This window comes from Kitasatospora sp. NPDC090091, from assembly GCF_044747365.1.
Lineage (GTDB): Bacteria > Actinomycetota > Actinomycetes > Streptomycetales > Streptomycetaceae > Kitasatospora.
In genome coordinates, this window is record NZ_JBIVDY010000017.1 from 19657 (window position 1) to 45693 (window position 26037).

The window sequence follows — 26037 nt, forward strand, 5'->3', positions numbered from 1 at the left end:
ATTCGTTTTCATTTTCAACGCGCCCCGACCGCCCGCCCGGCGGAGCGTCAGATGAAAGTCGTTTTCATGTAGGGTTCCGAGCAGTCACCCGCACCCAGCCGCCGGGAGTCAACTGATGATTCGTCAATACCCTTATGAGATCAGGCATGCGAGGCCCGGCGACGTGCCGGGTGCGCGCCGGCTGATCCTGGACACGTTCTACCGCGAGTTCGGCTACGGGTACGTCCCCGACTGGCACGCCGACGTGGTCGACCTCCAGGGCCACTACCTCGACCACCCCCGCCACGCCCTGTTCGTCGCCGCGCACGGCGGCGAGGTGGTCGCCACCACCGCGCTGCACTCGACCGGGCCGGCCCACCCGCCGCATCCGCGCGAGCTCGCCGAGCGCTACCCGTCCGGCACCACCGCACAGCTGGTCCGGGTGTACGTCCGCGCCGGGCACCGGCGGAACGGGCTGGCCCGCGAGCTGGTGCGCCGGGCCTGCGAGTTCGCCGCCGCCGAGGGCGGCTACCGCCGGCTCTACCTGCACACCAACACCGCCGTCCCGGGCGCCGAGGCGTTCTGGCGCGGCCTCGCGGAGGAGGTCTACGACGCCCGCCCGACCGGCGAGCACGGGCCGGGTGTCGCGACCGTCCACTTCGAGATCCCGCTGCGACACCCGGCCGCCGTCTGACCGGCCGCGCCGCCGGCATCCGGGGCGGGGCGCCGGGAGCGGAGCACATTCCACCCACTCCACGAATGTGACGCAGGTCACATCCGAGGTCGAAATTTCCGGGGACGGATTCCCCGTTTGCTCTTTCGAAGGCCTAAGCGGGGACACGATCCCCGGTACGCTGGTAAGCGGGGAGAATTTCCCCGGTACGCTGGAAGGAGCACGCAGTGAGCAGCATCGCCGCCACCACACCGGTCCGCACCGCGGAGCCCGCCCGCACGCCCAAGCTGCGCGCGGACGCGACCCGCAACCGCGAGCGGATCATCATGGCGGCGCGGGACGCTTTCGTCGAGCACGGCGCGGACGCGCCGCTGGACGAGATCGCCAAGCGGGCCGGGGTCGGCAACGCGACGCTGTACCGGAACTTCCCGGACCGCACCGCGCTGATCCGCGAGGTGGCGCTGCTCGTCAAGAACCGCGTGCTGGCCGGTGCCGAGGCGGCGCAGGCCGAGGGCGGCAGCCCGTTCGACGCCCTCCAGCGGTTCGTGCATGCGACGGTCGAGGAGAAGGTCGGTGCCCTGTGCCCGATCCTCACCAACCGGGTCGACGTGCACGATCCCGACCTGGCCGGCGTCCGCGAGCGGATGACGACCGCGGTGGTGGAGCTGATGGACCGCGCCAAGGCGGCCGGCGAGCTCCGTCCGGACGTCGACCACGGCGACCTGTTCATCGCGATCAGCCAGCTCACCCGCCCCCTCCCGGGCACCTCGTGCCAGCTCCTGGACGAGTTCGTCCACCGCCACCTGCAGCTGTTCCTGGACGGACTGCGGGCGCCGGCACCCTCGGTCCTGCCCGGCCGGGCCGCGACCTTCGAGGACTTCCACTCCGACCACTGACCTTCGGCCGCTCCGGCGGCCGGCCCCGATGACCCGACCGCCACGCGCACCGCACGGCCGGTCCTCCGCACACCGACTGCCCTTACCGCGCACGCACCGCACCGTGAAGTGAGTACCCCCATGCCAAAAACCGACGCCCTGTCCGCCACGCAGCCTGATCCACGGCGCTGGAAGGCACTGATATTCATCGGCCTCGCGCAGCTGATGGTCGTCCTCGACGCCACCATCGTGAACATCGCGCTGCCCTCGGCCCAGAAGGACCTCGGCATCACCGACGGCAACCGCCAGTGGGTGATCACCGCCTACGCGCTGGCCTTCGGCGGCCTGCTGCTCTTCGGCGGCCGGGTGGCGGACCTCTGGGGCCGCAAGCGGACCTTCGTGGTCGGCCTGACCGGCTTCGCGCTGGCCTCCGCCCTGGGCGGCGCCGCCGCCAACACCGCCATGCTGCTCGGTGCCCGCGCCCTCCAGGGTGTCTTCGGCGCCCTGCTCGCGCCGGCCGCGCTCTCGCTGCTGGCCGTGATGTTCACCGAGGCCAAGGAGCGCGCCAAGGCGTTCGGCATCTACGGCGCCATCGCCGGCGGTGGCGGCGCGATCGGCCTGATCCTCGGCGGTCTGCTGACCGAGTACATGAACTGGCGCTGGACCTTCTTCGTCAACATCCCGTTCGCCATCGTCGCCGCGGTCGGTGCCGTGCTGGTGATCCGCGAGCCCGCCGAGGGCCGCAACCGCAACCGTCTGGACGTCCCCGGCGTGCTGCTGGTCACCACCGGCCTGGTCGCCCTGGTCTACGGCTTCACCCGCGCCGAGTCCGACGGCTGGTCCTCCGGCATCACGATCGGCCTGTTCGTCGCCGCCGCCGTCCTGCTGGCCGCGTTCGTCCTGGTCGAGCGGAAGGTCAAGGCGCCGCTGCTGCCGCTGCGCGTCGTCCTGGACCGCAACCGCGGCGGGGTCTACCTGTCGCTGGGCCTGGCCGTGATCGGCATGTTCGGCCTCTTCCTGTTCCTGACCTACTACCTGCAGATCGTGCTCGGCTACAGCCCGGTGCTGACCGGCGTCGCCTTCCTGCCCATGGTGGCGGGCATGATCACCGGCTCCACCCAGATCGGCGCCCGGCTGATGACCCGCGTTCCCGCGCGGTTCCTGATGGCCCCCGGGTTCCTGGTCGCCTCGATCGGCATGCTGCTGCTCACCCAGATCGGCCTGGACACCTCGTACCCGGCGCTGATCCTGCCCGGCCTGATCCTGATGGGCCTCGGCATGGGCACCGCGTTCATGCCGGCGATGAGCCTGGCCACGCACGGCGTCCAGCCGCGCGACGCCGGCGTGGCGTCCGCCATGGTCAACACCTCCCAGCAGGTCGGCGGCGCCATCGGCACCGCGCTGCTGAACACCATCGCCGCCAGCGCCACCGCCACCTGGCTGGCCGCCCACGCGGGTGCCGCGACCAGCCCGGCCGCCGCCAAGGCGGTGCAGTTCCAGGGCATGGTGCACGGCTTCTCGACCGCGATCTGGTGGTCGTTCGGCATCCTGCTGACGGCTGCGGCGATCGCCTTCGTCCTGGTCAACGCCGGTCGCCCGGGCAGCACCGTGGCCGCCTCCGGCGACGGCGCGACGGAGAGCAACGACATCCCGGTGCTGGTGCACTGACGGCCGGGGGTCCACTCGGGTGCGAAGCGGCCCGTCCGGTGTTCCGACACCGGGCGGGCCGCTCGCCGTTTCCGGGCACGGGACCGGCCCCACCGCCCACGAGCAGCCGCATCCCCCTCGAACCGGCGGCCCCGGTGGACGAGAATGGAGTGACCCACCCGGCCGGTGCGCTCACCCGCACCCGGGCGAGTCGGTTCCGTGCGCTGCACGGCGGCGGCAGCCGGCGGCAGCACCGCGACCGCCGACCGCCCCCGACGTGGAACGGGAGGACATCGTGCACCACCGCACCGACGATCTCGCCGACAGCAGATACCTCCTGCTCACCACCTTCGGCGACGACGGCAGCCGGGTGGAGTCGCAGAGCTGGGTGGTCGCCGACGGCACCGCCCTCGGCATCTGGACCACGGCCCACTCCGACGAGGCCGAGCGCATCCGGCGCCACCCCCGGGTCCTGGTCGGCCCCTGCGACTCCCACGGACGCCCGACCGGCCGCCAGTTCCCGGCCCGCGCGGCGGTCTGCGACGCGGACGCGACCGCGCGCTACCGCATCTCACTGCTCAACAAGTACGGCATGTCGGCGCTGATCGCGCTGGCCCGCAGCCGGCTGCGGCTCGGGCTGGCGGGGACCGTCGGCATCCGGATCACGGTCAACGCGCTGGAACCGCGGCTGATCGGGCCGGAGTGGCCGCTGCCGACGACGTACTGCCCGAACTGAGCCCTGGCGGAACCGAGCGCCGACCGAAGCGAGCGCCGACCGAACAGAACCCTGCGCGGGCCGTCGGCGCTGCGGACGGGCGTGGGTGCGGGGCGGACCGGTGACCGGTGCGCCCCGCGCCGCGTCAGGTTCCGTCCTCCGGTGCCCTGGCGAGGTCGCCCGGCTCGCACGCCTCCCGGCCGGTGCCGACGTGCACCACCCGCACCGCGCGCTCCGGGCCGCCCGGCACCACCCGCTGCTCGTGGCCGCACCGCGGGCAGAGCAGCGGCGCCCGCGACTTCCGGGGCTGCGGGTCGGGCGGTCCGCCGGGTGCGGCGCGGGTGGCGCTGCCGCGTTCCGCCGCCGTCACGTCAGCGGGTGGGTCGGGATCGGGCTGACCTCCTGGATCTCGCCGTGGGCCTTGGTGAGCAACTGCGAGGCGAGGTCGTTGAGCGCCCGGGCCGCCGCGATCTCCTCGCCGACCCGCAGCTGTTCCGGGTCGGACGGGTGACGGCTGGTGTACCCGTGGGCGCGCAGCTCCGTCCCGTCGCCCAGCCGGAGCAGAGCGGCGGCGGCTGTCCGCGGCCCCTCCTCCCGGAACTCCATCTCGATGTGCCAACCGACAAGAGTCTGCATGGCGGATCACCTCCAGCGGTTCCAGCGGTTACTCCTCCAGGGTGCGCCGCACCCCGCGGGAACACCAGAGCAGAGCCTCCGGGGCCGGCGGCCCGGATGGTCGTCCGGCCGTCGGCACGGTGAGCCGGCGGCCGTGGGCCCGGCCCGATCCGGGTGATCCGGGCGGGTCGGGCGGCGCCGCCGCGGGCCTTGCCGGCCCGCGCAGGCGGACGGGCCGGTGGGTGCCGCCGATCGGGTGAGGCCGGCAGAGGGCCACAGCGTCGCGCCGCCCGGTCAGGTCTGGTGCGCGGGGACGGTGACCAGCACGGTGGCACCGTCCAGGGTGCGGACCTCGAAGCGGTCGATCTCGCCCGGCTGCAGACCGGTGCCGCCGGTGGTGTGCAGCACGGTGCCCGGGGCGCCCGCGGTGCCGTAGCCGGCGGCCGGGACGCTCCAGGTGGTGACGGTCTGGCGCGCACCGGCGTCCGAGACGGCCACCAGTTCGCAGGTCAACGGGCCGGGCACGTGGGAGAGTTCGAGACTGACCCGGCTCCCCCACGCCGCATCGGCGAGCCCGACCGTGGCGCTGGCGCCGGTGGCCGGGTCGGTGGCGCTGAACTTCTGCTCGGCGACGGCGACCACGCCGGGCGTGGAGTCCGCGCCGACCACGACGGCGGTGACGGCCGGTCCGGCCACCAGCATGACCGCCGCCGCCGCGACCAGCACCAGCCGGCGGACCCGGCCGCGCCGGCGGACGACCGTGACCTCGGCGACCAGCCGGTCCAGCAGCAGCGGGTCCGGCTGCGGCGCGGGGTCGGCGAGGTCGAGCCCGGCGGCCGCGGCGGACGCCGCGTACTCGGCCAACAGCGGCTCGACGGGGCCGAGTTCGGCGACCTGGGCGGTGCACTCCGGGCAGCTCTCCAGGTGCGCGGCGAAGGCGGCCCGCTCCTCCGGTTCGAGCAGACCGAGGACGTAGGCGCCGACGTCCACGTGGTCGACGCCGCGGCCGGCGGGCTGCCCCTGCGGCGGCACGGGGGGCTCGGAGCCCTCGGCCCGCTCGGGGCCGGCGGGCTTCCGCTCGGGGCCGGCGGGACCGGGCTCGGACGCTGTCACGATGTCACTCCCCGTTCCTCCAGCGCCAGCCTGAGCGAGCGCAACGCGTAGAACACCCGCGACCGGACGGTACCGGCCGGGATGCCGAGTTCGGCCGCCGCCTCGTTGGCCGTGCGGCCCATCAGATAGGTCTCGACGATCACCTGCCGGTGCGCCTCCGAGAGGTCGCCGAGCGCCTCGGAGATCGTCATCAGCCTCAGCGCGCGGTCGAGTTCGTCCTCGGCGGGCAGCATCTCCAGCGGCGCCGGGTCCACCTCGTCCGGCCGGGCCAGGCGGCTGCGGTGGCCGTCGATGACGATCCGCCGGGCCACCGTCACCAGCCAGGGCCGCATCGAGCGGGCCTCCGGGTCGAGCCGGTGGATGTTGCGCCAGGCGCGGACCAGCGTCTCCTGCACGACGTCCTCGGCGCGCTGGCGGTCCCCCGCGACCAGGTGCAGCACGAAGCCGAAGAGCGGCCCTGCATGGTCCCGGTAGAGGGCGCGCATGAGGTCCTCGTCCGGGGCACCGCCGCCGCCTGCGGCCGCACCGCCGTGCGGGTGCTCCTCGGTCACGACGCCATCTTCGCGCACCCGTACCTCCGGGTCGAGATTTCCGCGTCCGGTCCGGACCACCGCCGGGGCCGCCTGCCTTGTGGATCAGGCCCTAGTAGGCGCCGTAGCCGCTGCCCGGGGTGCCGGACATCGAGCCGCCCGACGGGGAGCCCGCGGGCGCGCCCGCCTTGGCGCCGGTCGGGGTCAGCACGAACCAGGTGCCCTGGACGCCCTCGCCCTTGGTGTCGCCGGGCTTGGTGTCCGGGGCGTAGCGGTAGACCGGCCAGCCGTTCAGGGTGAGCTGCTTGCTGCCGTCGGCCCGGGTGACGGTGCCGACCAGCTTGCTGTCGACGCCCTTGACCGTGGCCCCGCCGGAGGCCGGGACGGGCGGCCAGGTCGCGGCGCAGGTGCCGTTGCAGTCGGACATCGACGGGTTGGCGGTGTCCCGGTCGAACCGGTAGACGGTGAAGCCCGAGCCGTCGGTGACGATGGCGCCGAGCTTGGGGTCGGTGGCGGTCTGCAGGGCGACGGCGCCGGTGCCGCCCTGGGTGCCCGAGGTGCCGGGGCTGCTCGGCGCGGCGGGTGCGGTGGCGGCCGCCCCCGAGCCGGAGCCGGACGGGGACGAGTAGCCTGACGACCCGCAGCCGGCGGCCAGGGCGCCGGCGGCGATCCCGGCCGCGGCGACGACGGCGACCCGGCCGGGGCGGCCGATCCGGGCGGTGCGATGCGTACGGCTGGTGGGGCTGGTGTTGTGCATGGTGTGCTCCCCCGTCGGACAGGGTCCCCGGCGGTCGCGCCTTCCGGAGGCCGCGCGGGGTACGGACACCCACCTGTACGGACGGGACCGGCGGAGTGCTCAACCGGCCGCCGGAAAGCTTCGGAATAGCCCGCGGGCGGCGGCGGTTGTCGCGGGCACACGGCCTGAACCGCCGCCTCCGGAAGGGCAGGAATCGCGAGATGAGCAACACGGTCGAGCTGACCAAGGAGAACTTCGACGAGATCGTCCCCGGTCCCGAGGGGAAGGACTTCGTCTTCATCGACTTCTGGGCGGAGTGGTGCGGCCCGTGCCGGCAGTTCGCCCCGGTGTTCGAGAAGGCCGCGGAGCGCCACCCCGACCTCGTCTTCGCCAAGGTGGACACCGAGGCGCAGCAGGAGCTGGCCGCGGCGTTCGGTATCCAGTCGATCCCCACACTGGCGATCATCCGCGAGGGCGTGCTCGTCTTCTCGCAGCCCGGCGCCCTGCCGGAGGCCACGTTCGAGGACCTGATCGGCCAGGCGCGGAAGCTGGACATGGCCGAGGTGAAGCGCAAGGTCGAGGCGGAGCAGAAGGGTGCCCCGCAGGCCTGACACCACTCGGTGACGGCGGGAGGCCCGGGCGCACAACGCGCCCGGGCCCGTCGGCGTACCCGGGCCCGTCGCCGGACCGCTGCCGCGCCGTCCGGCCTCAGACCGGACGGGCCGCCGCCAGGCCGTCGAGGAGGAGCCGCAGGGCGAGTTCGAAGCCGCGTTCGTCCAGCCCGGGAGCGCCCCCGCCCGGCCCCGCGCTGCGTTCGGCGGAGGCCTCCAGGGCGCCGGCCAGGGCCGGGTAGCCGGGGCGGTACTCGGCGGCGGGCCGGGCGAAGCCGGCGGTGAAGGTCTCCAGCGCCGAGCCGAGCACCAGGTAGTCGAGCGCGGCGGCCGCCTCGGCGGCGTCGGCGGGGGTGAGGCCGGCCCGGCCGAGGGCGGCGAGCAGGGTGTCGTAGCCGAGCAGCTGGCGCTCGGCCCCGACCCGGCGGCGGGCGAGCAGCGCGATGGTGTGGGGGTGGCGCAGGAACGCGGCGCGGTAGCCGCGGGCGTAGGCGGCGACACCGGCCCGCCAGTCGTTCCCCCGGTCCGCCGCACCGCCGGAGCGACCCACGCCGGTGCCGGTGCCGGCGCTGCCACCCGCGCCGGCCCGACCGGCCGCGGGCGCGAGCGGGCCCAGGTCGATCTCCGCGTTGACGAGCTCGGCCAGCCCGTCGATCAGCTCGTCCTTGCCGCTGACGTGGTTGTAGAGCGAGGCCGCCTTCACCCCCAGCCGGTCCGCGACGGCCCGCATGGTCAGGCCGTCCGCTCCCTGCTCGTCGACCGTGTCGAGAGCGGCCCGGGCGATGCTCTCCCTGCTCAGCAGCGGCCTGCTCGGTCGTCCCACGCTGTTCGCCCCTCCGTGCCGGCTGCGGTCGCCCCACGTTATTACAGACCGGTTTCGGCTCTTCCGATGCCCCGGGCCGACGGGTTACCGTCCCGGACTAACAAAGTTAGTTTTTCATGTCGGGCCCCGGTGCGGGCTCGCCCCGGACGACGGCAAGGTGGACGCCCCGTGACCGAGAACCCCTCCAGAGCCCGGATCTCCCCGGCTCCCCCGGCCTCCCCGGCCGCTCCCCCGGCGGGCTCCGCAGCCGCCGCGCCGGCCGCGGACGCGGACCGGCTGGCCGCCCTCGGCTACCGCCAGGAACTGCGCCGCAGCCTCGGTGTCCTCGGCAACATCTCGATGGGCTTCGCCGTCGTCTCCCCCGTGGTCGGCCTCTACGCCGTGAGCCAGGTCGGCCTCGGCGTGGCGGGCGGCGCCTGGGTCTGGGCGCTCCCGGTCTGCCTGCTCGGCCAGCTGCTGGTGGTGGCCGTCTACTCCGAGCTCGCCTCCCAGTGGCCGCTGGCCGGCGGCGCCTACCAGTGGAGCCGGCGCCTGGCCGGGCCGACCTTCGCCTGGCTGACCGGCTGGATGTGGCAGTTCGCGGTGATGTTCGCCAACACCACCGTGGCCTACCTGGCCTCGCCCTGGTTCTTCGCCCTGTTCGGCCTGACGCCCACACCGGTGCAACTGGTGCTGGTCTCGGCGGCCTTCATGCTGTTCTGTGCGCTGGTCAACGCCTACGGGATCAACCTGCTGCGGTGGTTCGTCTCGCTGGGCATCGCCGCCGAGGCGGTGGCCTCCGTCCTGGTCGGCTTCGCACTGCTGCTCTTCTTCCGGGCGCACGGCTTCGGCCTGCTCACCGACCTGCTGGACGCGCCCGCCACCGCCGGGGTCTCGACCGGCGGCGCCTTCCTGGCCGTGGTCGCCGTCGGCGGCTGGGCCTTCATCGGCTTCGACGCCTGCGTCTCCACCGCCGAGGAGACCAAGGACGCCGGCCGCCAGGTGCCGCGCGCGATGTGGTGGGCGCTGCTCAGCGTGGGCGCGGTGGTCGTGCTGAACGCGGTCTCCGTCGAGCTGGCCCACCCGGACCCGGCCGCCGTGGTCCGCGGGGAGGACCTCGACCCGGTCACCACCGCCGTCACCGCCGGCTTCGGCGACTGGGCCGCCAAGCCGTTCGTGGTGGTCGTCCTGATCTCGTTCACCGCCTGCCTGATGGCCTCGCAGGGCGGCGCCGCCCGCGGCCTCTACTCGCTCGCCCGCGACGGCGTCTTCCCGTTCGCCGCCCGGGTCCGCAAGGTCAACCGGCACCGGGCGCCGATCGGCGGGCTGGTCGCCGCCACCCTGGTCAGCGCGGCGGCGCTGCCCCTCGGCCTGGAGTCCACCGCGATGGGCAGCCTGATCACCTTCGGCACGGCCGCCACCTTCCTGCCGTTCTTCCTGCTCTGCCTGGCCGCGCTGCTCGCCCGGCTGCGCACCGGCTGGCGCCCCTCCGGCCCGGTCTCCTACGGGCGGGTCGGGACGGTGGTCAACGCCCTGGCGGTGGTGTGGACCGGGCTGGAGGTGGTCAACATCTGCTGGCCGCGCACCGTCCTCGCGCCGCCCGGCGCGCCCTGGTACCAGGTGTGGGCCGCGCTGCTCGGCACCGGGCTGGTCACCCTGGCGGGCCTCGGCTACCTGCTGGTCCGGCGGCCGCAGCGGCTGATGCGCGACGACGCTCCCGGCGAGCGGCCGGCGGGAGCGGACGAGCCGGCGCCCGCGGTGCACTGACGCGAGCGGGGCGCGGCGGGGTCGTCGGAGCAGGCAGCAGCCGCGCCCCGATCAGCCCTCCGCGCTCCACGCGGTGAGCCGGGCGGCGAGGGCGCGCACCTCGTCGCGCAGGGCGTCCGGCCGGAGCACGGTGAAGGGATGGCCGAGGCCGGCCAGCATCATCGCCACCCCGTCAAGGTTCTGCGCCCGGGCCCGCAGCAGCACGCGGCCGTCGCCGGTCGCGGTGAGCGTCCCCGCGACCGGCGGGATGCGGTGGCGAGCCTCGGCGAGTGTCGTGGTGAGCACGACCTCCACCTCGTGCGTCCACGGCACCGAGGCCAGCGACTCCATCACCCGCTGGACCGGGTCGAAGTCCTCCGGCGGCTCGAAGGCCGCCTCGCGCAGCTCGGCCGACCCGATCCGGTCCAGCCGGAACGTGCGCTGCTCGCCGCTGCGGTGGTCCAGCCCGGTGGTGTACCAGCGGCCCGAGTGGAAGACCAGCCCGTACGGGTCGAACTCGCGCTCGGTCGGGACGCCGTGCCGGTCGCGGTAGGCGAGGCGGACGCGGCGCCGGCGGCGGGCCGCCTCGGCGAGCGTGAACAGCGCGGCCGCCGCCGGGTTCGGACCGGCCGCCGGCGCCGAGGTCAGCCCGAGGGTCTGTTCCACCGCCTCGACCCGCTCGCGCAGCTGCGGGGGCAGCACCCGCTGGATCTTGGCGAGCGCCGACTCCGCGGCCTGCTCCCCCACCGCCAGGCCGGAGCGCCGCCCGGCCAGCAGCCCGAGCACGACCGACGCGGCCTCGTCCCCGGTGAGCATCAGCGGCGGCAGCCGGAACCCGGGCAGCAGCCGGTACCCGCCGTAGCGGCCGCGGTCGGCCCGGACCGGGATGCCGAGGTCCACCAGCCGGGCGACGTAGCGACGGACGGTCCGCTCGTCGACCCCGAGCCGGTCGGCCAGCTCGGTGCCGGTGAGGCCGGGCCGGGCCTGGAGCAGTTCCAGCAGGGCGAGGACACGGCTGACCGGGTGGTCCAAGGCTTCCCCAGTTAATCCGGGCGACATCTGTCCGGATCCAATCCTAGGGTCGGAGACGTCAGCGCCACCACCCCCGGTGGGCGGCCCGGGGTGAGGGCTGCCCGGAGAAGGAGTGATCCCCCATGAGCACGTTCGTACTGGTCCCCGGACTCTGGCTCGGCGCCTGGGCGTGGGACGAGGTCGCCGGGCCGCTGCGCGCCGCCGGGCACACCGTCCACGCCGTGAGCCTCACCGGCGTCGCGGAGCGGTCCGGCGAGGCCGGGCCCGAGGTCGGCGTGGAGCGGCACGTCGCCGACCTGACCGACCTGATGACCCGCGAGGACCTCTGGGACGTCGTCCTGGTCGCACACAGCGGCGGGGCCGTCCCGGTGACCGGTGCCGCCGACCGGATGCCCGAGCGGATCCGGCGCGTCGTCTACGTCGACAGCGGCCCGGTCGCCGACGGCGTCGCGCTGGCCGACCTCTGGGAGCCCGGGTACCGGGCACAGATGGAGGCCTCGGTGGTGGACGGCCACGAGCTGCCGCTGCCCTCGTTCGAGGACTTCGTGGCGGCCGGCACCAGCATCGACGGGATGGACGAGGCCGCGCTGGCCCGGTTCCGCGAGCGGGCGACCGCGCACCCGTTCGCGGCCGTGACCGAGCCGCTGCGGCTGACCGGTGCCGGGCGGACGCTGCCGAAGGCCCTGGTCTCGTGCTCCTTCCCGCTGGAGCAGGTGCGGGCCATGATCGCCGCCGGGCACCCGTACTTCGCCGCGCTGGGCGGCCCGGAGTGGGAGCTGCGCGAGCTGGCCACCGGGCACTGGCCGATGTTCTCCCGCCCGGCCGACACGGCGGCGGTGCTGGCGGAGATCGGGGAGCTGCCGCAGCAGTGAGGCCGTTCCCTCCGTGCGCCGGATGTTGACCGTCCGTGCACTCGCCCGCGTGTTCGGCTGTGCGGACGGGCACGGACGGCGCAGGATGGCCACGACGCGGGCCGGCCTCCCCGGCGGCGCGCCGGACCCCTGCCGATCCCGACCGACAGCGAGGGCGAGCCCGCCATGAGCCAGACCCCGACCGGCCCGGACGCCGACGAGGCGCCCACCGGAGCCGCGGCCGCGCCGGCGTTCCGGCGGGTCACCACCGCTGTCGTGACCGGCAGTTCCGCCGACGCCCCGTACCACGTGGAGGTGAAGGCGGGCACCCACCCGCTGACCGCCGACGAGCCGGTGCGGCGCGGCGGTTCGGACAGCGGGCCGGAGCCGTTCGCGCTGCTGCTCGCCTCGCTCGGCTCCTGCACGGCGATCACCCTGCGGATGTACGCGGAGCGCAAGGGGTGGCCGTTGGAGTCCGTCCGGGTCAGGCTCGGCTACGAGACGGACGGACGCAACGGCCGGATCGGCCGCCGGGTCGCCCTCACCGGTGCACTCGACGACGACCGGCGCGCCCGACTGCTCGACATCTGCGAACGCACGCCCGTCACCCTCGCACTGCGCGCCGGGGTGGCCATCGACACGACGGAGGACCGCGCATGACGACCGCCCCCGAGGAGTACGACGTCATCGTGGTGGGCGCCGGGCCCACCGGGGAGAACGTGGCCGACCGGACCGCCGCCGCCGGGCTGCGGACGGTGATCGTCGAGAGCGAACTGGTCGGCGGCGAGTGCTCGTACTGGGCCTGCATGCCGAGCAAGGCGCTGCTCCGCCCGGTGGCCGCCCTGGCCGGTGCCCGCGGGGTGGCCGGCTCCCGCGAGGCCGTCGGCGGCGCCCTCGACCCGGCCGCCGTGCTGGCCCGGCGCGACTCCTTCACCTCGCACTGGCGGGACGACGGCCAGGTGAAGTGGCTGCGCGACACCGGCATCGAACTGGTCCGCGGACACGGCCGGCTGGCGGGCGAACGGAAGGTCACGGTCGAGGGCGAGGACGGCGGCGAGCGGCTGCTCACCGCCCGGTACGCGGTCGCGGTCTGCACCGGCAGCCGCCCGGTGCTGCCGCCGGACGTGCCCGGCCTGGCCGAGGCCCGCCCGTGGACCAACCGGGAGGCGACCGGCTCGCACACCGTCCCCGGCCGGCTGGCCGTCGTCGGCGGCGGGGTGGTCGGGGTCGAGATGGCCACCGCCTGGCGGGCGCTCGGCAGCGAGGTCGTGCTGCTGGTCCGCGACGAGGGCCTGCTCCCCCGGATGGAGCCGTTCGCGGGCGAGCTGGTGACCGAGGGGCTGCGCACGGCCGGGGTGGACGTGCGGTTCGGCGTCTCGGTCACCGCGGTCGAACGGGTGGGCGGCGCCGGCGAGGTCACCCTGGTGCTGGCGGACGGCGAGCGGCTGGCCGCCGACGAGGTGCTCTACGCCACCGGCCGGGCCCCGCGCACCGCGGACGTCGGGCTGGAGCAGGTCGGGCTGAAGCCCGGCGGCTGGCTGGACGTGGACGACAGCTGCACCGTGCTCGGCGTCGACGGCGAGTGGCTGTACGCCGCCGGGGACGTCAACCACCGGGCGCTGCTCACCCACCAGGGGAAGTACCAGGCCCGGATCACCGGCGCCGCGATCGTGGCGCGCGCCCAGCGGCGCCCGCTGGACACCGCTCGCTGGGGCGCGCACGCCGCGTCCGCCGACAGCGCCGGGGCGCCGCAGGTGGTCTTCACCGAGCCGGAGGTGGCGGCCGTCGGCCTCACGCTGGAGGCCGCCGAGCGGGCCGGGCTGCGGGTCCGGACGGTCGACCACGACCTGGGCGCCGTCGCCGGCGCCTCGCTCTACGGCGACGACTACCGGGGGAAGGCCCGGGTGGTCTTCGACCTGGACCGGCAGGTGCTGGTCGGTGCCTCGTTCGTCGGCCCCGGGGTCGCCGAACTGCTGCACTCGGCCACCGTCGCGGTGGTCGGCGAGGTGCCGATCGACCGGCTCTGGCACGCGGTACCGGCCTACCCGACGATCAGCGAGGTCTGGCTGCGGCTGCTGGAGGGCTGCCGGGGCTGAGCGGGCGGGGCCGGGCAAAGGGGCCGGGAGGGGCGGTCCGCCCCCAGCCCTCGGCCCGGCCCGACGACCCCACGGCCCGGCGGGCCGGTCCCGCGGACACCGGCGCGGCGAGATGTGCCCTCCGGGGGACGGCGGGAGACTGGCCCCTGGAGGGGGTGTCCCGGGGGGCCGTCTTCACCGACCAGGTGGTGTGTCGCATGACCGAGGTGCTGTTGGCCGTCGGAACCGAGAAGGGCCTCTTTCTCGGCCGCAGTCGCGACCGGCTGAGCTGGGAGTTCAGCGGGCCGCACTTCCCGATGAACGCGATCTACTCCGTCTCGATCGACCGCCGGGAGGGCGGGGTCCGCCTGCTGGTCGGCGCCGACAGCAGCCACTGGGGGCCGTCGGTCTGGCGCTCCGACGACCTCGGGGCGAGCTGGTTCGAGCCGCCCAAGCCCGCCATCCGCTTCCCCGAGCACACCGGCGCCTCGCTCACCCGGGTCTGGCAGCTCCAGCCCGCCGGGCCCGAGGCGCCCGGTGTGGTCTATGCCGGCACCGAGCCGGCCGCACTCTTCCGCTCGACGGACGGCGGCGAGACCTTCGAGCTGGTCGAATCGCTCTGGAACCACCCGCAGCGACCGGAGTGGGGCGCCGGCTACGGCGGCCAGGGCCTGCACACCATCCTCACCGACGTCCGCGACCCCGAGCGGCTGCTGGTCGCGGTCTCCAGCGGCGGCGTCTACCGCAGCAAGGACGGCGGGGCCAGCTGGGAGCCGTCCAACCGGGGGCTGCGTGCGGAGTTCCTCCCCGAGGAGAGCCAGTACCCCGAGTTCGGCCAGTGCGTGCACAAGATCGCCCGGGACGCCGTCAACCGCGACCGGCTCTACCTGCAGAACCACGGCGGCGTCTACCGCAGCGACGACGCCGGTGCGAGCTGGCAGTTCGTCACCGACGGCCTGCCCGCCGACTTCGGCTTCGCCGTCGCCGCCCACCCCCGACAGGCCGACACCGCCTACCTCTTCCCGCTCGGCGGCGCCGACGACCGGATCCCGCCGGACCGCCGCTGCCGGGTCTACCGCACCGAGGACGGCGGCGGGAGCTGGACCCCGCTCGCCAAGGGGCTCCCCGGCGAGGACCACTACGGCGTGGTGCTGCGCGACGCCCTGCGCACCGACGACGCCGCCCCGGCCGGCATCTACTTCGGCAACCGCAACGGCGAGGTCTACGGCAGCACCGACGAGGGCGAGAGCTGGTCGCTGCTGACCTCCCACCTGCCGGACGTGCTCTGCGTCCGGGCCGCGGTGATCGCCTGACGGTCCGACGCGCCGGCGGGCCGCCGGGCCAACAGGCGGCGGGCCAACGGGCGGCGGGCCAACGGGCGGCGCGGGCAATCCTGTTGATCGCGGGAGGGGTGCTCGCCGAGGATGGCGTGCGGACGACTGCCCTCGGAGATCGGACGGACGGCGTGGCTGACGCGGATGCCAAGTGGGAGATCGGGCGCGACCTCGACGGCCGCCCCGTGGTGCGGTACGTGCGCAGCGAGCGGGACGGGCGGCCCTGGGCCGACCTCCTGGAGGTCCTGGCCCCCGACGGGCCGACGGCGGCGGGCGCGGTCGACGCAGTCGGTGCAGTCGGTGCGGTCGGTGCGGAAGGCGCCGGCCACCGGGTGAACAGCGCCGACCCGGTCGAGTTCGTGCTGTCGGAACTCTCCGGCTGGGTGGTCTCGGGCCCGGTCGGGTTCGGCGAGCGGCTGCTCCACCGCGGCGCGACGGCGCTCCGCCACGGCCACACCATGTACCGGGACCTCGCCGGTGATCCTCCGTCCGCCGGCTGGGCGGCCTGGGCCGGTACGGCGCTGCGGAACGGGCTGCGGGCCGTGCCCTGCGACCGCCCGGCCGGCGAGCTGCTGGCGTCCTGCCGCGCCGCCTACGCCCCCGGCCACCCGGACCACCACCCCGGTGGCGAGGACGAAGCCCACGAGCGGCTGCACCTCCTGCTGACCGGACAGCTGGCGGTCGGGCCGGTCCTGCCGTCCAGCACCCTGGCGGTGGACGGCGACGACCGGGTGGTGGCCGGCGCCGTGCTGACCGACTACGACGGCACCCCCTGGCTCTCGGACGTCTTCCGCCACCCGGACCTCGGCTACCCGGGCCTCGGCCGCGACCTGCTGCGCCGCGCCCTGGCCGACACGGCCGACACCGGCGCCGCCCGGGTCGGCCTGGCGGTGACCGAGGGGAACCCGGCTCGCCGGCTCTACGAGGAGCTGGGGTTCCGGGTGACGCGGTCGTCGTTGACGGTCGTCGTCCCCTGACGCCCGCGGACTCTCCCGCCCTCCGGCCGCCTGCGCGCTCCTCGGTGACCCGGCGTCGTGACCGAAGAGGGGCGCGCGCGCTCCCCGCTCACCGAGACCGCCACCCACACCCTCGTCGCCGGTGGGCAGGACCTCGTCTTCGGCCTGGAGACCACCGCCAGCCGGATCGCCCACCTGACCGCGGTCGACGCCCTGACGGCCACCCTGCTGGCGAACCGGGGCGAGGAGGCGGAGCGGGCCCTCGACCTCTCGGCCGACGTGACGGCGGACCACGCGTACTGACGCCGGTCGCCGCACGGGGTCCGGGGGCGCGCGGGCCCGGGAACGGTCGCCCGGCGCCGGCGCTCCGGGCCCCGTGCGGTGGCCCCTTCCCGGAAAGCGGACCGGCTGGTCAGAGCCGGTGTGTAGGCTCGCTGACATGGTGAGGGTGACGCGGGACGACGTGGCACGGGCGGCGGGGACGTCGACCGCAGTGGTGAGCTATGTGATCAACAACGGGCCGCGCCCGGTCGCGGCCGCCACGCGGGCGCGCGTCCTGGCGGCGGTCGAGGAGCTCGGCTACCGCCCGAACCGGGTGGCCCAGGCGATGGCGCGCCGCCGCACCAACCTGATCGGCATGGTCGTGCCGGACGCGCGCCAGCCGTTCTTCGCCGGCCTGGCGCACATGGTCGAGCAGGCCGCCGCCGAGCGCGGGCGACTGCTGCTGATCGGCAACTCCGACTACGCCGACGAGCGGGAGGCGCACTACATCAGGGCGTTCCTCGGCATGCAGGTGGACGGCCTGATCCTGGTCACCCAGGACCCGTCCGTCCCCGGGGTGGCCGGCGTCGAGGCCGCGGACGGCACGCCGGTCGTCCTGCTGCACCACCGGGCGGAGACCGAGTCCGGGGTGGCCGTCGTCGCGGACGACGAGGGCGGGGCGCGCGAGGCCGTGCGGCACCTCCTGGAGCACGGGCACGCCGAGGTGCACTGCTTCGGCGGCACCGCCGCGCTCAGCCCCAACGACCCGGTCACCGGACGCACGGCGGGGTGGGCCGCCGCCCTGGCCGACGCCGGCATCCCCACCGAGGGCCGGCTGACGCGGGCGCCCTTCGACCGCGTCCGCGCCCACGCCGAGGCGCTCAGGCTGCTGGCCCGCCCCGACCGGCCGTCGGCCGTGTTCTGCGCCACGGACGACCAGGCGATCGGCCTGCTCCGGGCCGCCGACGACCTCGGGATCCGCGTCCCGGAGGACCTCGCGGTGGCCGCGTTCGACGACATCGCGGAGGCCGTCATCGCCGGGCCGCCGCTGACCACGGTCGCGACTGCGCAGGTCGAGATGGCCCGGGCCGCCGTCGACCTGGTCCTCAAGGCCCGTGACGAGGAGGGCCCCGTACCGGCGGGCGCCCGCACCTTCCCCGCCCACCTGGTGGTCCGCCGCTCCTGCGGCTGCGGCTGACGCCGCACCGCGGCACCGCCCGCCCGCCCGGACCGGCACGAGCCGGTCGGGGCGGGCGACTTGACCTCAAGCCGACGTGAGGCCGGAAGCCGGCCCCGTGACCGCCGCACCGGCCGACCGCCCGGTCAGCGGAGTTCGTCGGCGAGGAGGTCCATCAGGAGGTTGTCGTGCCAGGTGCCGTCGGAGCCGCGCTCGTACTGGCGCATGGTGCCGACAGGCCGGAATCCGACCTTCTCGTAGCAGCGGATCGCCGCCGCGTTGTCGGCCGCCGGGTCGATGATCAGGCGGTGGTAGTGGTGGTCCGCGACGAGGTGGCGGGCGAGGGTGCGGACGGCGTCGGTGCCTAGGCCCTGCCCGTGGTCGGCCGGATCGAGGTAGACGTCGATGCCCGCGTGCCGGTACTCGTCGTCGTTGTTGGCGTACCACTGGATCGCACCGGCGATCCGGCCGGCCACCACGATCACCAGGGTCTCGGTGTCCGGCTCCTTGAGCTCGGTGGCGACGGCGTCCGCGAGGTCGTCGCCGCCCCGCCAGCGGGCGTAGACCTCGGGCGTCGAGCGGATCGCCACGAGCGACGGGATGTCGTCCTCGGTGGCCGGCCGGAGTGTGACGCGGGCGCCGTACAGAATCGTCCCCATATGGGGCATGTTGGCACGGCGGCGTACGCCCGGCGAGCCCTTTTCCGCGCCCCGAGCGGCCGGAGGCCGGCGCCGGAACGCCCCCCACGGACGGCCGACCCGAACGGTCCCCCGAACGGGCCGGCGCACCGGCGCGCGAGCCCCGGCCGGGCGGGGAGCGGCGGACCCCCGTGCCGCCGCCCCCGCCCGCCCGGCCGGGAGCGGGTCGGGCGGAGCGGGTCGGGCCGGGAGCGGGTCAGGCCGTCTCGACGGGCAGGCCCGCGCCGGTCCAGTCCTCGATGCCCTCGCGGTACTTGCGGACATCGGTGTAGCCGAGCGCGACCAGCCGCTCGGCGACCTGGCCGCTGTTGGGGCAGGCCGGGTTGGAGCAGTAGGTGACGATCGCGGCGTCGCGGTCCGGGAGCAGGCCGGGCGCCAGCCGGTCGACGTCGGCCCGCACCAGCGCGACGGCGCCGGGCAGGTGCTGCTGGGCGTAGTACTCGCCCCCGAGCGCGTCGACGACGGTCACGGAACCCGCCTCGATCGCCGCCGCCAGTTCGTCCCGGGTGATGAGCGCGGTCATGACGCTGCCTCCTGAGGAGTCGATTCGGACTATAGTCCGGTTATGGCTCACAACGATAACGGACCGCAGTCCGCTTCTGCAATCCCCCCGGCGGGCGGCGAGCCGGTGCCGCTGGAACTGCTGCGCACCCCGCCGCCCGGCGAACGGGCCGATGCCGCGCGCAACCGGGCGGCCGTGCTGGAGGCCGCCGCCCGGCTGTTCGCCGAGCACGGGGTGGAGGCGGTCTCGATGGACCAGGTGGCGGCCGCGGCCGGGGTCGGCAAGGGCACGCTGTTCCGCCGCTTCGGCGACAAGGCGGGTCTGGGCGTGGCACTGCTCGACGCCCGCGAACGCACGCTCCAGGAGGCGATCCTGCGCGGGCCCGCCCCCCTCGGACCGGGCGGGGCCGCCGGCGGGGCCGCGGGCGGGGCGGCGGACCGGAGCGCGCCGCCCGCCCGGCCGGCCGAGCGGCTGGCCGCGTTCGTGGACGCCTACCTGGACTACCTGCTGGAGCACCTGGACCTGGTGCGGATGTCCGAGACGGCCAGCCGGGGCGCGCGCTACCGGGTGGGCGCGTACCGGTTCTGGCACCGGCACGCGGCGATCCTGCTCGCCGCGGCCGGCACGGCGGACCCCGAGCACGACGCGCACGCACTGCTGGCGGCGCTCGCGGCCGAGCACGTGGCGGCCCTGCTGCCGGAGCTGGGTGAGGCGCGGATCCGGGCGGGGGCGATCGCGCTGGCCGGTCGGCTCGCGCGATAGGGCCCGTCAGGCCGTGCGCGGCGCGGGGGCGGCCGGCTCCAGCTGGAGTGTCGCGTGGGCGATGCCGAAGTGGTCGGCGACGCAGCCGCGGAGGCGGGCGAGCGACGGTAGTGGCCGAAGGTGCGGCGCAGGGTGGGCGGGCGCTGCGCGACCTGTACGGCGAGCAGGGCGAGCGTGACACCGGAGAGGTCGGTCGGCCTGTGCCCGGAGTCGGCGAGCAGCGCGAGGCTGCCGGAGAGCAGGCCGCCGATCACCTGGAGGACGAGGACGCCGCCGGTGACGGCGACGGTCGGCAGCATCCGGCGGCGGTAGAGCCCGATCCACCCCTCAGGCCGGCTCGTTCACCTGCCCGAGCCAGACCGCCGTCACCCCGCTGACGTAGCGTGCCCCGCAGCGGTCGTCGGGGACGACCAGCTGCGGTCCGGCGTCGTCCAGCGGCGCGTCGTCCATGCTGGTGGCGAGCAGGATCCGCTGCCCGCCGAAGTCCGGGTCGATCTCGGCCCAGGAGACGACGGCGCGGTGGCCGTCGGCTCCGCTGACCGCCAACAGGAAGCGCAGCCGCTGCTTGCGGCCGGTGAAGTCGATCCGCGGGCCGGCCACCCGCAGCACGTCCAGCAGGGCCGGCCCCTCGAAGCCGTGGCGCTGCTCCCCCTCGGCGAGGCAGTCGAAGCTGACGGCGACCCGGTGGGCAGGGAGGGCGCGCAGCTGCTCGACGGTCAGCTCGCCCGGCCGGTCGAGGTCACCGTGCAGCCGGACCGTCACGGATGCTCCCATGCCCCACACTCCTCCCGGGCCGCGCCGGTGCGGTCCGGGAGGAGTGCTACCCGGGCACCCATCTGGCCATTCGCATCTGCAGTCGTGAAAGGAAGAATTCAGCCGCAACTGCGATGGATGGGGTACCCATCGGCCAGCATGTGCACACGGGGGACGCGGGGCGCGCCGGAGGAGACGGTCGGCGCGCCCCGCACCGATTGAAGCAATCGGGCAATGGGGCGGACGACTGGTTCCCGACACGATCCGCGGCGGTCCGCCCTGGACGATCCACCAAGAGGATTCCCGAGGTCAACACTTGCATTTACGATGCTTCTGCGCCGATCCGACTTGCAGTTGCGACGCACTGCCCGGCGCGGAGCACAAGGAGCGAGTGATGATCGTCGGCGACCTGCTGGACCTGGACGACCTTCCCATCCGCCTGGCCTGGGGGACGCCGGAGCTGCTCACCCGCGAGGTCGCCGGCATCAGCTCGACCGACCTCCAGGACCCGGCCCGCTACCTCCTGCCCGGCGAGCTGGTGCTGACCGGACTGGTCTGGTGGCGGCCCGCCGACGACAGCGGCGCGCTGCGCTTTGCTACCGCCCTGCGCAGTGCCGGCGTCGCCGCGCTGCTGGCCGGCGAGGCCACCCACGGCAGCGTCCCGGACGGCCTGGTCGACGCCTGCCGCACGCACGGCATCCCGCTGCTCGCCGTCCCCTCCGGGGTCAGCTTCCGTGCCGTCACCGACCGCGTCTACCTGCGGCTCTGGGGCGACCTGCGGGCGGGTGCCCAGGAGGCGGCCGCGATCCCGGAAGCCGTCCGGCGCGAGCTGGCCGAGCTGCTGCACGCGGGCACCGGGCCCGGCGAGGTGCTGGCGCACGCGGTCGGACGGCTCGGGGTGCCGGACTGCGCACTGGTCACGGCCGCCGGGCGGCTGGTCGCCGACAGCGCGAGCGGCGAGGGGGCGGGCGCCGGACGCGGGGGCGCCGCACGCGTCGGGGGTGCCCGCACCGCGGGGGCCGGCGAGGCCGCGGACGGGCGGGGTGCGGGCCGGCGCACCGCGGACGGCGGCCGGGACGCCAGGCGGGACGGCCACCGGGACGACGACCTGCCGGTCGGGCCGCAGGACGGCTCCCCCTTCGACGGCTGGCGGCTGCGCCCGCACGTCCGGCACGCGGCAACCGAGCCCGTCCTCCAGGGGCTCGCCGACCTGCTCACCCCGCTCGCCGCCCGGGCCCACGCCGAGGCGGCCGCCCGCCGCCGGGCCGCCGGACCCCTGCTCGCCGCGCTGGCCGCCGAGGGGGCCGCCGACCTCACCGACCTCGCCGAACCGCTCGCCGCCTGCGGCCTGGCCGGCGGCCCGGAGGGTGCCCCGCTGGTCGCGGTCGCCGCGCGGATCGACGGCGGCCGCCCGGACGCCCCGCTCCCCGCCGACGCCCCGTCCGCCTGGGCGGCGCACGCGCTCGCCGAGGCGCTGGAGCCGCTGGGCGCCCGCTGCGCCGTCGGTACCGACCCGGCCGGGCGGGCCGTCGCACTGGTCGCCGCGCCCGCCGAGCGGGTCGCCGAACGGCTGCGCCGGGCCCGGCCGGCGCTCCAGGCCCGCCTCACCGGGCGGCGCACCCTGCGGTTCGGCGTCGGCCCGGCCGCGCCGCCCACCGCCGCGGCGCTGCGGGCGGCGCTGGTCCAGGCCCGGTACGTGCTGGACGGCCCGGGCGGCCCGGTCGGCAGCGCCGCCGAGCTGGACTCACTGGCCGGCCTGCTGCGCGGCATCCCGCCGGAGGTCACCGCCGCCTACCACGCCCGGCTGCTGGCGCCGCTCGCCGCGCACGACCGCGAGAACGGCGTCTCCCTGCTGGGCACCCTCGCGGCCTTCCTCGACCACGACGGCTCCTGGGCCCGCACCGCCGAGGCCCTGCACATCCACGTCAACACCGTCCACTACCGGGTCCGCCGCATCGAGGAGCTCACCGGCCGCAACCTCGCCCGCCTGCACGACCGCCTCGACCTGCGCACCGCCCTGCTCTGCACCCCGGCGGGCTGACGGGCGCCGCCGCCCGGGGCCGGGCGGGATCGGGCGGGCCGGGCCGCTCCGGTGGCCCGCCCGGAAATCCCCCGGAAGAATTTCGGCGCGGCTGTCGAACCGGCCGCCACCCGTTCGACGCAGGGGTGAGAGGCGGGGAGAGGCCCCGCCTCCGGACCGAGGAGTCACCATGCCGCGCTTCATGTCGCTGATCCGCATCGACGAGCAGAACGCCCCCGACATCCGGGCGGCGGACCCGGGGTTCGAGCAGCGGATGGGCGCTCTGTTCGAGGAGATCACCAAGGCGGGGGTCATGCTGGACACCGCCGGCCTGCTGCCCACCTCCGAGGGCACCCGGATCACCTGGGAGGGCGGGAAGCTGAGCTTCACCGACGGCCCGTTCACCGAGACCAAGGAGGTCGTCGGCGGCTACGCCATCATGCAGTGCAAGGACATGGCCGAGGCGGTGGAGTGGACCAAGCGGTTCCTGCAGACCCACCCGGAGAGCTGGAAGGTCGGCGCCGAGCTGCGCCAGATCGATGAGGCGGCCACCCCGCCGGAGGCCTGAGCGGCCCGGCCGCGCGGAACGCGCCCGCACGGGCCGAACCCGTCCCGACCCGTCGGGAACCGTCCGAAGCTGTCCGAAGCCGTCCGAAACCCTCTGAAGCCGCCTGATCCCGCCTGATCCCGCCTGATCGCCGTCGCCCCCGCCCCGACCGCCGCGTCCGCGCTTGCCTCGCCTCCGGACAGCTGCTCTGATGAGTGGCCGTGAGCGAGACCAATGCGGCCGTAGCGGTCGAGGCGGTGTTCCGGATCGAGTCCGCCCGGATCATCGCCGGTGTCACCCGCATCGTGCGGGACGTGGGCATCGCCGAGGAGCTGGCCCAGGACGCCCTGGTCGCCGCCCTGGAGCAGTGGCCGGAGCAGGGCGTCCCGGACCGGCCGGGCGCCTGGCTGATGACGACGGCCAAGCACCGCGCGATCGACCTGGTCCGCCGCCGCGAGACGTACGCGCGCAAGCTGGCCGAGGTCGGGCGGTCGCTGGAGGACGTGCCGCCGCCGGAGCCGGCCGAGCCCGACGACATCGACGACGACCTGCTGCGGCTGATCTTCACCGCCTGCCACCCGGTGCTGGCGGCCGACGCCCGGATCGCCCTGACCCTGCGGCTGCTGGGCGGGCTGACCACCCAGGAGATCGCCCGCGCCTTCCTAGCCGCCGAGCCGACCGTCGCCCAGCGGATCGTCCGGGCGAAGCGGGCGCTCGCCAAGGCGAACGTCCCGTTCGAGGTCCCGTACGGGGAGGACCGGGAGGCCCGGCTCTCCTCCGTGCTGGAGGTCATCTACCTGATCTTCAACGAGGGCTACTCGGCCACCGCCGGCGACGACCTGCTCCGGCCCGCGCTCTGCGAGGACGCGCTCCGGCTGGCCCGGGTGCTCGCCGGGCTGGTGCCGCAGGAGCCCGAGGCGCACGGGCTGGCGGCCCTGCTGGAGTTCCAGGCCTCCCGGACGGCCACCCGGACCGGCCCGGACGGGCATCCGGTGCTGCTGGCCGACCAGAACCGCGCCCGCTGGGACCGGCTGCTGATCCGGCGCGGGTTCGCCGCGCTGCAGCGCGCGGGCACCGGGCCGTACTCGGTGCAGGCCACGATCGCCGCCTGCCACGCCCGGGCGGTCCGCTACGAGGACACCGACTGGGCGACGATCGCCGCGCTGTACGGGCGGCTGATGGCGCTGACGCCGTCCCCGGTGGTGGAGCTGAACCGGGCGGTGGCCGTCTCGATGGCCCGGGGCCCGGCGGCCGCACTGGAGTTGGTGGACGCCCTGGCCGCGGAGCCGGCCCTGAAGGAGTACCACCTGCTGCCCAGCGTCCGCGGCGACCTGCTGGCCCGGCTCGGACGGGCGGACGAGGCGCGGGCGGAGTTCGAACGGGCAGCGGCGCTGACCCGCAACGTCCGGGAGCGGGAGCTGCTGCTGCTCCGGGCGGCGGGGACGGGCGCCCCTGCGCCCCGGCGCCTGTCCGACGGCGAAGGCGGCACAGACGACCGGTGCGACACAGACGGCCGGGGCCACACGGACGACCGGGGCCACACGGACGACCCGGACGGCGCCGACCACGCGGGCGGCGCGGCCTGACCGGCGCCCCGGGCCCGGCTACGCCCCGTCGTCCAGCCGCAGACGGGCGCTCACCTCGCCGAGCCCGGCCGCCAGCACGGCCAGCTGCTCCCGGGTGAGCACGTCGATCAGCAGCTCGCGCACCAGGGCGACGTGCCCCGGGGCGGCCTGCCGCAGGGCCTCGCGCCCCTCGTCGGTGAGCTCGGCGAAGACGCCGCGCACGTCGCTCGGGCAGGAGCGGCGGCCGACCAGGCCCATCCGCTCCAGCTGGGTGACCTGGTAGGTGAGACCGCTCTTGGAGGTGACCAGCTTCTCCGCCAGTTCGGTCATCCGGAGCGAGCCGGCCGGTGCGGCGGAGAGGTGGACCAGGATCTCGTACTGGGTGTGCGAGAGGCCGGAGTCCTCCTTGAGCTGGCGCTCCAGCCGGCGGTTCAGCAGGTTGCTCGCGGTGACGAAGCCCCGCCAGGCGGCCATCTCGTCGTGGTCGAGCCAGCGCGGTTCGCTTCCGGGGGGCGTGGAGGGCATGGGGGAAGCCTACTCCTGTTGTTCAAATTCGAACGAAGGTGTACGGTCGACGTGTCGAGGTTCAAAGTTGAACTACCTGACCCGGAGCGGCCGGTCCGGCCGGGGTCGGGACGCCCGCGGAAGGAAGCCGAGGAAGCCGCCATGAGCACCGCCGCCCCCGAGCGCATGCCCGCCCTCTACCTCTCGCACGGCGCGCCGCCGCTCGCCGACGACCCGGTCTGGCCGGGCCAGCTGGCCGCCTGGTCGGCCGGCCTGCCCCGGCCCAGGGCGATCCTGGTGGTCTCCGCGCACTGGGAGGAGGCACCGCTCGCCCTCGGCGCGGTCGATCCCGTGCCGCTGGTCTACGACTTCTGGGGCTTCCCCGAGCACTACTACCGGGTGCAGTACGCCGCCCCCGGCGCGCCCGAACTCGCCGAGCGGGTGCGGAAGCTGCTGCGCGCTCCCGGCACCCCGGTGCAGGACGTCCCGGACCGCGGCCTGGACCACGGCGCCTACGTCCCGCTGGTGGAGATGTTCCCGGAGGCGGACGTCCCGGTCCTCCAGGTCTCCATGCCCACGCTCGACCCGCAGCGGCTGCTGGAGATCGGCCGCCGGCTCGCGCCGCTGCGCGACGAGGGCGTGCTGATCGTCGGCAGCGGCTTCTTCACCCACAACCTGCGGGCGCTCAGCTCCGACGGCCGGGTCAGCTCGGTGATGGCCGAGTTCGACGACTGGGGCCGGCGCGCCCTGGAGGCCGAGGACCTCGACGCGCTGCTCGACTTCGAGCACAAGGCTCCGGCCGGACGGCTCGCACACCCGCGCACCGAGCACTTCGCCCCGCTGTTCGTCACCCTCGGCGCCGGCGAGGCCGACCTGGGCAGCCAGCGCAGCGTGATCGACGGCTTCTGGATGGGCCTGGCCAAGCGCTCGATCCAACTCGGCTGAGCGCCGGACCGAC

The 26037-nt window shown here is 75.4% G+C and carries 29 protein-coding genes and 1 pseudogene; 18 read left to right on the forward strand and 12 right to left on the reverse strand.

From position 1 onward, the window contains the following. The first annotated feature begins 115 nt into the window (after positions 1–115). From ACIPSC_RS27150 to ACIPSC_RS27165, 4 genes are all read left to right on the forward strand, one after another. A complete protein-coding gene (locus ACIPSC_RS27150) occupies positions 116–673 on the forward strand; it encodes a GNAT family N-acetyltransferase (RefSeq protein WP_400828712.1) in 558 nt (185 codons plus the stop codon). A gap of 206 nt (positions 674–879) precedes the next feature. After that, positions 880–1548 (forward strand): TetR/AcrR family transcriptional regulator, encoded by a 669-nt coding sequence (locus ACIPSC_RS27155; RefSeq protein ID WP_400828714.1) that lies wholly within the window; start codon positions 880–882, stop codon positions 1546–1548. 120 nt (positions 1549–1668) lie between these two features. Next, positions 1669–3195: an MFS transporter gene (locus tag ACIPSC_RS27160; protein WP_400828717.1), complete on the forward strand. Its 1527-nt coding sequence runs from the start codon at positions 1669–1671 to the stop codon at positions 3193–3195. A 256-nt stretch (positions 3196–3451) separates the two neighbouring features. Then, positions 3452–3910: a PPOX class F420-dependent oxidoreductase gene (locus tag ACIPSC_RS27165; RefSeq protein ID WP_400828719.1), complete on the forward strand. Its 459-nt coding sequence runs from the start codon at positions 3452–3454 to the stop codon at positions 3908–3910. Positions 3911–4034: 124 nt separating this feature from the next. On the opposite strand, the gene ACIPSC_RS27170 is transcribed toward ACIPSC_RS27165, so the two are convergent. From ACIPSC_RS27170 to ACIPSC_RS27190, 5 genes are all read right to left on the reverse strand, one after another. Continuing rightward, positions 4035–4259 (reverse strand): hypothetical protein, encoded by a 225-nt coding sequence (locus ACIPSC_RS27170; protein ID WP_400828721.1) that lies wholly within the window; start codon positions 4257–4259, stop codon positions 4035–4037. Next, positions 4256–4525, reverse strand: a complete 270-nt coding sequence (locus tag ACIPSC_RS27175) for a DUF1876 domain-containing protein (RefSeq protein ID WP_400828723.1) — start codon at positions 4523–4525, stop codon at positions 4256–4258. Before ACIPSC_RS27175 ends, ACIPSC_RS27170 begins: the two co-directional genes overlap by 4 nt. 273 nt (positions 4526–4798) lie before the next feature. Beyond that, positions 4799–5617 (reverse strand): anti-sigma factor family protein, encoded by an 819-nt coding sequence (locus ACIPSC_RS27180; protein WP_400828725.1) that lies wholly within the window; start codon positions 5615–5617, stop codon positions 4799–4801. After that, positions 5614–6168: a sigma-70 family RNA polymerase sigma factor gene (locus ACIPSC_RS27185; protein ID WP_400828727.1), complete on the reverse strand. Its 555-nt coding sequence runs from the start codon at positions 6166–6168 to the stop codon at positions 5614–5616. Before ACIPSC_RS27185 ends, ACIPSC_RS27180 begins: the two co-directional genes overlap by 4 nt. Positions 6169–6259: 91 nt before the next feature. Then, on the reverse strand, positions 6260–6904 hold the full coding sequence (locus ACIPSC_RS27190) for a hypothetical protein (protein WP_400828729.1): 645 nt from the start codon (positions 6902–6904) through the stop codon (positions 6260–6262). Positions 6905–7068: 164 nt separating this feature from the next. On the opposite strand from ACIPSC_RS27190, the gene trxA reads away from it, so the two are divergent. Further along, entirely contained in the window at positions 7069–7494 is a 426-nt protein-coding gene (trxA, locus tag ACIPSC_RS27195) for a thioredoxin (RefSeq protein ID WP_400829046.1), read from the forward strand. Positions 7495–7591: 97 nt separating this feature from the next. On the opposite strand, the gene ACIPSC_RS27200 is transcribed toward trxA, so the two are convergent. Continuing rightward, positions 7592–8317 (reverse strand): TetR/AcrR family transcriptional regulator C-terminal domain-containing protein, encoded by a 726-nt coding sequence (locus tag ACIPSC_RS27200; RefSeq protein ID WP_400828731.1) that lies wholly within the window; start codon positions 8315–8317, stop codon positions 7592–7594. A 168-nt stretch (positions 8318–8485) separates the two neighbouring features. On the opposite strand from ACIPSC_RS27200, the gene ACIPSC_RS27205 reads away from it, so the two are divergent. Beyond that, positions 8486–10063, forward strand: a complete 1578-nt coding sequence (locus tag ACIPSC_RS27205) for an APC family permease (RefSeq protein WP_400828733.1) — start codon at positions 8486–8488, stop codon at positions 10061–10063. A 51-nt stretch (positions 10064–10114) separates the two neighbouring features. Here the strand turns inward: ACIPSC_RS27205 and ACIPSC_RS27210 are convergent, their stop codons facing one another. After that, a complete protein-coding gene (locus ACIPSC_RS27210; protein ID WP_400828735.1) occupies positions 10115–11074 on the reverse strand; it encodes a helix-turn-helix transcriptional regulator in 960 nt (319 codons plus the stop codon). A gap of 122 nt (positions 11075–11196) precedes the next feature. Here ACIPSC_RS27210 and ACIPSC_RS27215 point away from each other — a divergent pair, with 122 nt between their 5' ends. The 7 genes from ACIPSC_RS27215 to ACIPSC_RS27245 all read left to right on the forward strand — a co-directional run bounded on the left by ACIPSC_RS27215 (position 11197) and on the right by ACIPSC_RS27245 (position 17749). Continuing rightward, entirely contained in the window at positions 11197–11946 is a 750-nt protein-coding gene (locus ACIPSC_RS27215) for an alpha/beta fold hydrolase (RefSeq protein ID WP_400828737.1), read from the forward strand. Positions 11947–12111: 165 nt separating this feature from the next. Next, positions 12112–12585 carry an OsmC family protein gene (locus tag ACIPSC_RS27220; protein WP_400828739.1) on the forward strand — a complete coding sequence of 158 codons (474 nt, stop codon included), beginning with the start codon at positions 12112–12114 and terminating at the stop codon, positions 12583–12585. Then, complete coding sequence (locus ACIPSC_RS27225) at positions 12582–14021, forward strand: dihydrolipoyl dehydrogenase family protein (protein WP_400828741.1); 1440 nt, start codon at positions 12582–12584, stop codon at positions 14019–14021. Before ACIPSC_RS27220 ends, ACIPSC_RS27225 begins: the two co-directional genes overlap by 4 nt. A 197-nt stretch (positions 14022–14218) precedes the next feature. After that, positions 14219–15313: a WD40/YVTN/BNR-like repeat-containing protein gene (locus ACIPSC_RS27230; RefSeq protein ID WP_400828743.1), complete on the forward strand. Its 1095-nt coding sequence runs from the start codon at positions 14219–14221 to the stop codon at positions 15311–15313. A 152-nt stretch (positions 15314–15465) separates the two neighbouring features. Continuing rightward, the gene (locus ACIPSC_RS27235) at positions 15466–16311 is read left to right on the forward strand and encodes a GNAT family N-acetyltransferase (RefSeq protein ID WP_400828745.1); all 846 of its coding nucleotides are present in this window, start codon (positions 15466–15468) and stop codon (positions 16309–16311) included. 57 nt (positions 16312–16368) lie between these two features. Then, on the forward strand, positions 16369–16593 hold the full coding sequence (locus tag ACIPSC_RS27240) for a hypothetical protein (RefSeq protein ID WP_400828747.1): 225 nt from the start codon (positions 16369–16371) through the stop codon (positions 16591–16593). Between the two features lie 136 nt (positions 16594–16729). After that, positions 16730–17749 carry a LacI family DNA-binding transcriptional regulator gene (locus ACIPSC_RS27245; RefSeq protein WP_400828749.1) on the forward strand — a complete coding sequence of 340 codons (1020 nt, stop codon included), beginning with the start codon at positions 16730–16732 and terminating at the stop codon, positions 17747–17749. Positions 17750–17874: 125 nt separating this feature from the next. On the opposite strand, the gene ACIPSC_RS27250 is transcribed toward ACIPSC_RS27245, so the two are convergent. Together ACIPSC_RS27250 and ACIPSC_RS27255 are read right to left on the reverse strand one after the other, a co-directional pair. After that, entirely contained in the window at positions 17875–18387 is a 513-nt protein-coding gene (locus ACIPSC_RS27250) for a GNAT family N-acetyltransferase (RefSeq protein WP_400828751.1), read from the reverse strand. A 235-nt stretch (positions 18388–18622) separates the two neighbouring features. Next, positions 18623–18949, reverse strand: coding sequence for a rhodanese-like domain-containing protein (locus ACIPSC_RS27255; RefSeq protein WP_400828753.1), 327 nt, complete (start codon positions 18947–18949; stop codon positions 18623–18625). A 42-nt stretch (positions 18950–18991) separates the two neighbouring features. Here ACIPSC_RS27255 and ACIPSC_RS27260 point away from each other — a divergent pair, with 42 nt between their 5' ends. Further along, positions 18992–19690, forward strand: a complete 699-nt coding sequence (locus tag ACIPSC_RS27260) for a TetR/AcrR family transcriptional regulator (protein WP_400828755.1) — start codon at positions 18992–18994, stop codon at positions 19688–19690. A gap of 107 nt (positions 19691–19797) precedes the next feature. Here ACIPSC_RS27260 and ACIPSC_RS27265 read toward each other — a convergent pair. Both ACIPSC_RS27265 and ACIPSC_RS27270 read right to left on the reverse strand, forming a co-directional pair. Then, a pseudogene (locus ACIPSC_RS27265) lies at positions 19798–19989 on the reverse strand (cation transporter); the annotation flags it as partial. A 28-nt stretch (positions 19990–20017) separates the two neighbouring features. Then, positions 20018–20464, reverse strand: coding sequence for a molybdopterin-dependent oxidoreductase (locus ACIPSC_RS27270; protein WP_400828757.1), 447 nt, complete (start codon positions 20462–20464; stop codon positions 20018–20020). Positions 20465–20837: 373 nt separating this feature from the next. Between ACIPSC_RS27270 and ACIPSC_RS27275 the strand changes: the two genes are divergently transcribed. The 3 genes from ACIPSC_RS27275 to ACIPSC_RS27285 all read left to right on the forward strand — a co-directional run bounded on the left by ACIPSC_RS27275 (position 20838) and on the right by ACIPSC_RS27285 (position 24596). After that, positions 20838–22484 (forward strand): PucR family transcriptional regulator, encoded by a 1647-nt coding sequence (locus ACIPSC_RS27275; RefSeq protein WP_400828759.1) that lies wholly within the window; start codon positions 20838–20840, stop codon positions 22482–22484. Positions 22485–22653: 169 nt separating this feature from the next. Then, positions 22654–23031 (forward strand): YciI family protein, encoded by a 378-nt coding sequence (locus ACIPSC_RS27280; RefSeq protein WP_400828761.1) that lies wholly within the window; start codon positions 22654–22656, stop codon positions 23029–23031. Positions 23032–23231: 200 nt separating this feature from the next. Then, positions 23232–24596 carry an RNA polymerase sigma factor gene (locus tag ACIPSC_RS27285; protein WP_400828763.1) on the forward strand — a complete coding sequence of 455 codons (1365 nt, stop codon included), beginning with the start codon at positions 23232–23234 and terminating at the stop codon, positions 24594–24596. Between the two features lie 18 nt (positions 24597–24614). On the opposite strand, the gene ACIPSC_RS27290 is transcribed toward ACIPSC_RS27285, so the two are convergent. Further along, on the reverse strand, positions 24615–25100 hold the full coding sequence (locus ACIPSC_RS27290) for a MarR family transcriptional regulator (protein WP_313763108.1): 486 nt from the start codon (positions 25098–25100) through the stop codon (positions 24615–24617). A gap of 141 nt (positions 25101–25241) precedes the next feature. On the opposite strand from ACIPSC_RS27290, the gene ACIPSC_RS27295 reads away from it, so the two are divergent. After that, positions 25242–26024 (forward strand): dioxygenase, encoded by a 783-nt coding sequence (locus ACIPSC_RS27295; RefSeq protein ID WP_400828766.1) that lies wholly within the window; start codon positions 25242–25244, stop codon positions 26022–26024. The last annotated feature ends 13 nt before the right edge of the window (positions 26025–26037 follow it).